7 protein-coding genes and 2 pseudogenes are annotated in these 9,546 nt (G+C 41.5%); 1 reads left to right on the top strand and 8 read right to left on the bottom strand.

Annotation, left to right across the window (positions count from 1 at the left end; translation table 11 throughout):
* The 7 genes and pseudogenes from DU53_RS05810 to DU53_RS05780 all read right to left on the bottom strand — a co-directional run.
* A pseudogene (locus DU53_RS05810) lies at nucleotides 1-340 on the bottom strand (transposase); the annotation flags it as partial.
* A 518-nt stretch (nucleotides 341-858) separates the two neighbouring features.
* Nucleotides 859-1,683 (bottom strand): annotated as a pseudogene (proC, locus tag DU53_RS05805) (pyrroline-5-carboxylate reductase); the annotation flags it as partial.
* Between the two features lie 25 nt (nucleotides 1,684-1,708).
* On the bottom strand, nucleotides 1,709-2,431 hold the full coding sequence (locus DU53_RS05800; RefSeq protein ID WP_015868466.1) for an ABC transporter ATP-binding protein: 723 nt from the start codon (nucleotides 2,429-2,431) through the stop codon (nucleotides 1,709-1,711).
* Nucleotides 2,418-3,257: an ABC transporter ATP-binding protein gene (locus DU53_RS05795; protein ID WP_063727964.1), complete on the bottom strand. Its 840-nt coding sequence runs from the start codon at nucleotides 3,255-3,257 to the stop codon at nucleotides 2,418-2,420. The genes DU53_RS05800 and DU53_RS05795 overlap by 14 nt, the downstream gene beginning before the upstream one ends.
* Nucleotides 3,250-4,317, bottom strand: coding sequence for a branched-chain amino acid ABC transporter permease (locus tag DU53_RS05790; protein ID WP_063727962.1), 1,068 nt, complete (start codon nucleotides 4,315-4,317; stop codon nucleotides 3,250-3,252). The genes DU53_RS05795 and DU53_RS05790 overlap by 8 nt, the downstream gene beginning before the upstream one ends.
* Entirely contained in the window at nucleotides 4,317-5,258 is a 942-nt protein-coding gene (locus DU53_RS05785) for a branched-chain amino acid ABC transporter permease (RefSeq protein WP_041288675.1), read from the bottom strand. Before DU53_RS05785 ends, DU53_RS05790 begins: the two co-directional genes overlap by 1 nt.
* 104 nt (nucleotides 5,259-5,362) lie before the next feature.
* The gene (locus tag DU53_RS05780) at nucleotides 5,363-6,466 is read right to left on the bottom strand and encodes an ABC transporter substrate-binding protein (RefSeq protein WP_015868462.1); all 1,104 of its coding nucleotides are present in this window, start codon (nucleotides 6,464-6,466) and stop codon (nucleotides 5,363-5,365) included.
* Nucleotides 6,467-6,924: 458 nt separating this feature from the next.
* Between DU53_RS05780 and DU53_RS05775 the strand changes: the two genes are divergently transcribed.
* Nucleotides 6,925-8,010: a lysylphosphatidylglycerol synthase transmembrane domain-containing protein gene (locus tag DU53_RS05775; protein ID WP_063727960.1), complete on the top strand. Its 1,086-nt coding sequence runs from the start codon at nucleotides 6,925-6,927 to the stop codon at nucleotides 8,008-8,010.
* Between the two features lie 74 nt (nucleotides 8,011-8,084).
* On the opposite strand, the gene DU53_RS05770 is transcribed toward DU53_RS05775, so the two are convergent.
* The gene (locus DU53_RS05770; protein WP_063727958.1) at nucleotides 8,085-9,545 is read right to left on the bottom strand and encodes a C1 family peptidase; all 1,461 of its coding nucleotides are present in this window, start codon (nucleotides 9,543-9,545) and stop codon (nucleotides 8,085-8,087) included.
* Nucleotide 9,546: the final 1 nt, after the last annotated feature.

Below are 9,546 nucleotides of genomic sequence, written 5' to 3'. Positions count from 1 at the left end.
CTTTATCCTGCGAGTAGAAACACCCTGAAGATATGATTCGACAATAGCGTTCTTTAATGCTTTCTCTACTCTTGAGTATTTATCAAAGACCCTGGTTTCGAAGGGGAATTCTCTGAATTGGGGTTTCTTCAACTCCAATTTTCCTAATCTGGTGTTCAAACTTCTTTTTCTTATAACCGTTGCGGTGTGCTCTTCTGTTTTTTGTTCTCTCGTAGTAGTCTGCTCCAGCCTGTATCCGGGCTTCATATTCCATAACCGTATTCAAAAACCAGGTTAGAAGATTTCTCATTCCTTCTTCATTTTCTGTGAGAAATTGGAGTATAATATCTTTGATTTCCATGGGCCCTGTATCCCTCCTTTGTATGGTTTATGTGTTCTTCCTATTCTAGGATACAGGGCTTTTTTTATTTTTACAGCATTTATTTTATACTGCCAAATAAAAAGTTGTATGCTTCAAGCATACATAATGTTTTTTAGACAAATAAACCTTAATACTTCCCAGTTAAAATAAGAAAAGAAGTAGTTCATCGTTTTTATATGTTAAAAAATACGAAATAGACTCCTAAATTGAGAACAAACCATGGATGACACGACTTAATGTCACACCAAAATTTTACCATACTATTGAACTAAGAATATCTACTCAAGTATGCTTTTATTACAAGAGCGAGTTTTACCGTTCATTCCTAAGAATCTTTTCCTATTAACCTAAATTTTGTAGTTACGGAAGTATATTCGAAACACTTGCCTGAAATCTTGGTGCCCTTATCTTCTTATTAAACAGAAGACAAGGGCACCATGAAAATAGCGAAAGGATATTAGAAATTATACAGGAAATAGTCCGAAGAATGAAAAAAATTATGTATTATCTACACCTGAAGCCTTCTTACTTATATCGATAGCTCGAGAGTAGGTGTCAAAAAGGACTTTCATAATCGTACCTCTGAGCCCTTCACGTTCCAGAGAATAAATCCCTTCAATCGTTGTTCCTCCGGGAGAAGTCACTATGTGCCTGAACTCACCAGGATGGTTCCCTTTCACTTTTAACAGCTCTACCGAGCCGAGAATCATATCAAGAATCAGTGCTCTAGAAGTATCATACGAAAGCCCCATTTTCAGCCCAACGTCAATCAATGCCTCTATAATAACAAAAATGAACGCCGGGCCGCTACCACTCAACGCCGTAACAGCCGGAAAATCTTTCTCGTTTACGGTAATAACTGTACCAAGAGGGTCCAAAAGTTTAAGAATGAGTTCCCTTCTGGCTTTCTCAAAGGAATCAGAAAAATAAAGCGCGATTACACCTTTTCCTATATCTATTGGGATATTTGGCATAATTCTGGCGACGTTTTTTGCATCCAACGCTTTCTGAATCGTCGACACGGAAATTCCCGTCATCGTGCTCACAACCGCTTTTTCCGAAAAGTCTATGCTTGCTATCTGTGATAGCAAGTTATCTGCGTCTTGAGGTTTGACGGCAAGAAATATCACATCCGACTGTTCACAAACTTTCTCTGGGTCGTCAGAGATTTTAACTTTATCATTATCGGCAAAATCCCTGAGTTTTTCGGGGAAACGGTCGCACAGAAAAAGCATTCCCACGTCCATTGAAAATCTATTATGAATCTTTCTGGCAAGGATACTTCCAATGTTTCCTACACCAATGATGCCTATACGCATATCTTCAACCCTCTCAAGTGTTTTAAGCTCAAATTCCTAAATAAGCGTTTTTAACCTCTTCGTTAGCTAAAAGCTCTTTTGAAGGGCCTTCAAGCGTTATCCTTCCTGTTTCGAGAACGTAGCCATAATGAGAAACCTTGAGTGCTCCAGCTGCGTTCTGTTCAATTAGGAGAATTGTTCCGCCATCTTCGTTTATCTTTTTTATGACTTCAAAAACCTCCATTACCAGCATGGGAGCAAGGCCAAGAGATGGTTCATCCATCATGAGGAGCTTTGGTTTTGACATCAAAGCCCTGCTTATGGCCAACATTTGCTGTTCACCGCCTGAAAGCGTTCCACCAAGCTGGTTTATACGTTCTTTCAAACGGGGAAATAAGTCGAATACCCATTGCATACTTTTCTGGACTTCATCTTTGTCTTTTCTGTTGTAGGCTCCCATGAGGAGATTTTCCCGTACCGTCAGGTTTGGGAATATTCTCCTGCCTTCAGGAACTAACGAAATTCCTCTGTGGTTAATTTCGTGAGGTGGAAGATTGGTTATATCTTCGCCGTTAAAAGTAATTTTTCCAGATGCAGCTTTCACTAAGCCACTAATAGCCGAAAGCGTGGTTGTTTTTCCCGCACCATTTGCACCGATCAATGTAACTATTTTCCCTTGGGGAACGTTGAGGCTTATACCTTTCAAAGCTTTTATTGCTCCATAGTTTACCCTGAGATCTTCTATTGTCAATAAGAAATCACGTTCCGACATTCTGCCATTCCTCCCCGAGATAAGCCTCTATTACTTTCGGATTCTTCTGAACCTCTTCGGGTGTTCCGTTTGCGATGAGTTTTCCGTAATCCATGACTAAAATACGTTCACACAATCCCATGACGACTTTCATATCATGTTCTATAAGGAAAATAGTAACACCAAATTCGTCCCGGATTTTCCGGATCATATTCATCAAATCATGACTTTCGGATGGATTCATTCCGGCGGCAGGCTCGTCCAGCAAGAGAAGTTTTGCATCAGTTGCTAAAGCCCTTGCAATTTCCAAAAGCCGTTGTGCACCGTATGGAAGAGAACTCGCTTTTTCGTTTGCAAATTCCGCCAATCCCATCCGTTCTAAGAGCTCCATTGATTTTTTCATTATGCTTTTTTCTTTGTCTAGATAACCCAATCTCAAAACAGCTTTCCAGAACCACATCCCACCAGCACCGTAAGGTTCCCTACCTGCTTGCCGCAACAATTTTTCAGCATCTGTCGTAGCAAGCTCGTGATGCTGGGCCACCATAACATTTTCCAGAACGGTCATTTCTTCAAACAACCTTATGTTCTGGAACGTTCTTGCAATACCAAGATGTGTGATCTGGTGAGGCTTAAAAGGTGTGATATCCACACCATTAAAGATTATTCGCCCTTCTGTTGGAATATAAACACCTGTTATCACATTGAACACAGTTGTTTTTCCTGCACCATTGGGGCCAATCAAGCCAAGAATTTCTCCTTCTTCAATGTAATTATCGAAATCATTTACGGCAACAAGCCCACCAAACTTCATGGTTACGTGATCAAGTTCTAAAAGTTTACTCATTGGCTTCACCCTTTTTTCTAAAGATCCAGTTGTACAGATTGTTCCATGTCAACTCATTTTTTCCCATTATGCCACGTGGCCAGAAGATCATCACGATTACGAAGAGAGCCGAAAGTACCAGCATTCTCATGCCAGGAATACCGGAGAATTCGAATGAGAAAATCCTTATAGATTCCTCTAGGAATCTCAGCCACTCGGTCAGGAAAGCGAAAAGAGCTGCGCCAATGATGGCACCACTTATACTGCCAAGACCGCCTATAACTATCATTATCAAAGCGTTGAAAGTCAGTAGGACTCCTATCGTGGTTGTTCTGGGATCAATTGTGGATAGCCAGTGGGCATAAAGAGAACCCGCAATACCGGCAAAAAATCCTCCTACAACAAAGGCCATTAACTGATGCCTGAAAACGTTTATCCCCATCGATTCAGCCGCGACACGGTCTTCACGTATGGCCTTCAATGCCCTACCATAACTGCTGTTAACCAAACTGGCTATGAATAACACCGTTGCAAACAACCAACCCCAGGCCCACCATACATTGGTGTAGGTGGGAATACCTTTAAGCCCGAGAGCTCCGTTCGTCACGGATCTCAGATTGAGTGCCAGAATCCTTATTATTTCGCTGAATCCTAAAGTTGTGATTGCAAGATAATCTCCTGACAACCTAAGAGACGGCCATCCAATTAAGAAAGCAAAACCAGCAGCTACAAGTCCGCCGATCAACGTTGCCGGAAGAAATGGGATTTGTATCGAATTGAATGGCCAGATGAGCTTATCTAGAATGAAAGTCATTTCTTTTTGTTGTACGGACATGGTCAACAGCGCAGAAGTGTAGGCACCGATGGCCATAAATCCGGCATGTCCCAGTGAAAAAATACCTGTGATTCCATTGATTAAAGTCAGGCTAACCGCCATTATTCCGTATATACCAATGAGAGAGATAATCCTTACATAATAGGTGTTAAGATTCCCGTCGGCCAGGTAAAGCAAAAGAGCGATGAAAAGCAAAAATGTTATCGTCAGTATTAAGTTAACTCTCTTAGATAATCTCACTGACATCACACCTTTACGATAATTTTCTTACCCAGTAAACCATTGGGTTTCAAAGAAAGAATAATGATGAGTATGAAAAAAGCGAACGCATCTCTATAACCAGCCAGGCTCGGGAAGATCCCCACCAACATTATCTCTGTTAACCCCAATAGCAATCCACCAATTACAGCTCCCTGAATGGAGCCAATACCACCGAAAACGGCTGCAATGAAAGCTTTCAATCCTGGCATAAAGCCCATATACGGCCAGATCTGCGGGTATCGGCTAGCCCAGAGCAGTCCTCCTATTGCCGCTAATGCTGAGCCAAAAGCAAAAGTAAATCCAATAACATTATCTACATTTATTCCCATGAGAGCTGTTGTAGGAATATCAACTGAAACTGCTCTCATTGCCATTCCTATTTTTGTCCTGTAAATTATCCACCACAGAATTACCAGTATTATTCCTGTTATGATCAATGTGACCAGAGAAACCAGAGGAAAACGCAATCCTCCCATTATGACCTTTCTTCCGTACTTGATTTCTTCATGGCCACCTATAATTATCATTTTGTTCAGAAAATTCGGATAGATATTGCGGAAAGATTTAGGAATACCGGAAAATACAACTACCGCCAGACTTTCAAGAAAAAACGATACACCAATTGCTGTTATAAGTGCTGAAACACGAGGTGCATTTCTTATAGGTTTATATGCAACTCTGTCAATAGCAAATCCCAACAGAGCCGCTCCAAGAATCGCCAAAGCAAATGAAAGCCACCATGGAAGCTTTCCGATAGTAACGAAATAGAAAGCGAAATAAACAGACATCATGAAAACATCGCCATGGGCGAAGTTTATCAACCTTAAAATACCATAAACCATAGTATAGCCGATCGCTATAAGTGCATACAGTGAACCCAGACTCAAACCGTTAACAAAATTCTGCAATAATGTCCTCCAATCCAAAAAGTCCACCTCCGAACATCACAGAAGAAAGATGAAGTGAAAAGAAAAGAAAAGAAAAACGGGAAAAGAGAGGGAAGAATGTGCATTCCCTCTCTTAAATCATGTTATGGATTTATAGTGGTCTCGTACTTGAATTTGCCGTCTTCTATTTTTACTATTGCCACAGATTTTACCGCATCCCCGTTGGAATCGATGTTGATGATTCCGGTAGCTCCCGGGAAGTTCTTCGTTTTTCTTATTTCTTCCGCGATAGCATCTTTATCGAGAGATCCAGCCCTGATTATGGCATCCCTTATAACCATGTACGCATCAAAACCAAGAGCACTGAGAGCTGCCGGTTCTTTTCCATACTTTTCTCTGAACTTTTCTAAGAAGAGCTTGGCATTTTCTGTAACAGCTGGACTATCTGGATGGTAATGGGTCGTGAAGTAAAGACCATTGACAGCATCTCCACCGATGGAGATGGTTTCGGGAGCATCTGCACCGTCACCGGTTACGAGCGGACCGTAGAAACCCAGTTGCCTTGCCTGAATAGCTATAAGTGCAATCTCCTGATAGTACCCGGGAATGAAGAAAGCATCGGCACCTCTCATAAGAGCGTCATACACCTGCGCAGAGAAATCCTGGTCTCCAGTTTTGTAGTATTCAAAGAAAACAGTGCCTCCCAGTTCAAGGAAGGTCTTTTTGAAGAAGTTTGCCAGACCAACAGCATAGTCCTGCTCAACATCCATGAAGATCGCGACATTTCTCGCATCAAGGTTTTCAAAGGCGAGTTTAGCCGCAGCCCAACCCTGGAATGGATCGATAAAACACACACGAGAAACATACTTTTTCCCTGAGGTCACAAGAGGATTGGTCGAAGAAGGTGAAACCATCGGAGTACGTTTTTCTTCAGCAACAGCCCCTCCAGCCAGAGTGTGAGAACTCGCAATTTCCCCAAGAATTGCCAGCACTTTTTCGTGTTCAATTGCACGCCTTACGGCGTTGGCAGCTTCAACCTTGTCACTACGATTGTCAAGCAACACAAGTTCTATTTCCTGTCCAAGAGCGGTAGGAAACAATTCACGAGCAATCTCTACTCCTTCCCAGACCATTCTTCCAAAAGCGGCAATCCCGCCTGTCATCGGCAAGACAACCCCTATCTTGATCGCCCCAAGCGATATAATCCCCATGGATAAAATCAACAATACTACAACTAGTCTTCTCACAACAACACCTCCCCAATAGATAGTGGCTAATCTTTGCCGTATTTTAGCTGAAAGTATACCATAGGGAGGCTTTAAATTAAAATAATCAGAGCATTTCAAAATTTACCTAACGCCCATTAATAAAACTAAAAAGAAATGCTCTATTATCTAATTTCTTTTATAGTAACTAACCAATTACTAAAACTAATTACTTTAGCGTGCATCTCACCCACTTTGTACAATTTCTATCAACAGAATCGAGAGCGTGTCAAACGTTTACAAAACCAATATTCACTCAATGACGTTGATTATCCCATATTATCCAAAAATCCCTTGCCATTATTTAAAATCGGGTATTGAATGAAAAATCGTTTTCAAAATATTCGGTGGTAATGACTTCACGTACTGGAAACACTAAAAAGCGAAAAATAGTTGGCATGTTATAATTTCAAAGCAAAAAAATGCCAAAAGGAGCCTGTATGAAAGAAAAGGGAGTTAAACGGCAAGCCTCATCAAAGAATATAGTCTACGCGATTCTTATAAGTGTTATCGTTATTTTAGCTATATTGGCTCTTACAGGAGAAGAACTGGATCTTTCTCTTTTCCTGAAGCTTCCGTTTCAGTGGATCCTTGGCGCACTTCTGTTGTATTTGATAGCATTGTCTATAAACGCCCTCAGAACCCTTCTGCTTCTCAGAGCCTTTGGAATAAAATTCAAATATTCATATGCTTTCACTAACAATCTCCTCATGCAGTACTTCAACAACATAACTCCCTTCGCTGCTGGTGGGCAGCCATTCCAGATATACGATTTAACCAAAAAAGGCATAGACGTTACAACAGCCGCGGCTGTAATCGTCTCACGTTATGTTATGACAAATATAGCCATACTTACACTGGCGATCTTCTTTCTTCCTAAATACTGGAGAAGTTTTTTGAATATACCAGGAATTGGAATTCTTGCTTTTCTGGGTGCTTTTTTTACCTTTGCCCTTTTGGTGTTGTTGACTACTCTCTCTTATTCCCGGAAACTTCTCACAAGACTCGTAGATCTTCTTGTAAAACCAAAGTTTTTACGTAAGTTATTTGCGAAGTGGCTGAACTGCGAACCCGACGAAGTTCGCGAGAGACTGCTAAAAAACTTTGAGGAATTTAACTATTACATGCATTTCATCTGGCGCAAAGGACCTCATTACATGTTCGTGGATGTTGGGCTTGCTATTCTTTTCAGCATGGTTTTCAAATTCATCCTTTATTTTCTCATCATCGGGCTTTCAAAAACCTCCGGAAAACCCGTAACGGCTTCTTTCCTTGATGTTTGGGGTGTTCAGGAATTGCTGTTCCTTGTTGCCTTCTACGTACCGACTCCCGGGGCAAGCGGCGCCCTCGAAGCAGGCCTCTTCTTTATGTTGAAAGATGCTATTCCCAAAGATCTTATAGCTATAAGCGTTACCCTCTGGAGGTTGTTAACTTATCATTTTATGATCGTGTTAGGATCTCTAACATTTTTCATTCAGCAAGTCAGGAGGAAAAAAAGTCGTTCAACCTCTAATAACACAGAATAACCGATTGGTTTAAATTAGTATAGATAAAAACCCGGGACAAAAATCCCGGGTTTTTGTTTTGATTGAGATTGTTATCAGTGAATGTCATTCCAGATCATAAGGAACCTTGTAACATCTTCCTGATCAACATAACCATCCTTTGGAACTGATATGTCATATGTAGAACTATATGTATACAGATTTTCTATAAGAAGCTGGTAATCTGCCTCATCAACTACTCCGTCACCGTTGAAATCGATGTCTTCGTTAAGAGCATATGCCTCTTCGAAAAGAGGGACCCTCATAGAACGATATTCAATCATCCACGGAGTTATGATGGTGTAATCTTTGTACTCTGCAGCCAGATTATAAAGCTCCTCGGAAACCATTGGAACCACGTAGTAACCGTTCCAGCCCCAGTTAGCTGCCCAACTGTTTTTTATCACCCAGAACTCGGTTGCTTGCCAGGTTATCCCACTGTAAGGATCGTTCACCTCAACGCATGTCGCGTCAGGCGATACCCAGCCAAGTTCTTTCACACCCTCCATATCAAGCCATCCAACAAGCGTAACAGCATGGCCGCCGGTAAAACCGATTATTTCATCAAAACCTGGAACAGGCATATATATTCCTTCAGAATAGTAAGAGAAGCTATATGGTACCAGATAGGAAACACTCAACGCACCAAACTTAACGAGAGCCTCTTTAATAGCATTGATATAAGTGGTGTATGGGGTGCCCATCCAGGCCAGTTCGTCTCCGGGCCAGATTTCAATGCTCTTGGTGCTCCTGATCAGGTTGCCCTTCCATTCAGAATTGCTTGGGTTCCACTGAATCCAGGGTTTCAGATCATAAGCGCTGTACGGCAGATCGGTTTCAAGAGGAATTCCATATCGAATATTGTTATAGAACGAGAAAAAGGTATTACCACCTGCATCATAATTGGAGTCCTGAATTATCGGATCTGATTCATTGTAAAGGGATTCAATGAAAACATCCCAGTCTAAGTCATGATAGGCAACGAATTGTTCGGAAAGATCGTAGTCATCAAGAGCGAAATCCCGGGGATCTACCGCAACCCCGCCTGAAAGACCATCCTTTTGAACCATGAGGGCACTTTCGAAAGAAGCCACGGTTGAAAAGGCCCAGCAGGTTCCGTGATACCCCTGGTCTCTAATGGGGGTGTGTATCTGTATGAAAGATGTTGCAGGAATGGTAACGTCACCAACAGGAAAATAAAGGAATCCGGTTGACAACAACTGGGAATACTTTGTTGTGAGTGCGTTGTTGAAATAGTAATTGCGCAGATCGGTTTTTAATTTATCTGGTAGTTCACGATATCCATTCCATTTCTCAAACAAAGCGTTCAGATCGGTTATCCCCAGTTCTTCGTACTTTTCAAGATTTCCAGGAAGTCCTGCATACCAGGAAAAACCAAGGTTTTCAATTCGATCTTTGATTTCAACAAGCTTTTCATTTGCCGCATCCAGAAGTGGGCCTGCAGCCAGGAGTGATACCATCAACAATACGGCGATCACAATCAAAATTTTCTTCATT

Source organism: Kosmotoga sp. DU53, assembly GCF_001639905.1.
Taxonomy (GTDB): Bacteria; Thermotogota; Thermotogae; order Petrotogales; family Kosmotogaceae; genus Kosmotoga; species Kosmotoga olearia.
This window is presented reverse-complemented; position numbering and strand designations above follow the sequence as displayed.

What these genes read in the sequence shown, in the direction of transcription:
- DU53_RS05800 (WP_015868466.1), bottom strand. Translation starts at nt 2,431, where the DNA reads ATGTCGGAACGTGATTTCTTATTGACAATAGAAGATCTCAGGGTAAAC.
- DU53_RS05795 (WP_063727964.1), bottom strand. Translation starts at nt 3,257, where the DNA reads ATGAGTAAACTTTTAGAACTTGATCACGTAACCATGAAGTTTGGTGGG.
- DU53_RS05790 (WP_063727962.1), bottom strand. Translation starts at nt 4,317, where the DNA reads ATGTCAGTGAGATTATCTAAGAGAGTTAACTTAATACTGACGATAACA.
- DU53_RS05775 (WP_063727960.1), top strand. Translation starts at nt 6,925, where the DNA reads ATGAAAGAAAAGGGAGTTAAACGGCAAGCCTCATCAAAGAATATAGTC.
- DU53_RS05770 (WP_063727958.1), bottom strand. Translation starts at nt 9,545, where the DNA reads ATGAAGAAAATTTTGATTGTGATCGCCGTATTGTTGATGGTATCACTC.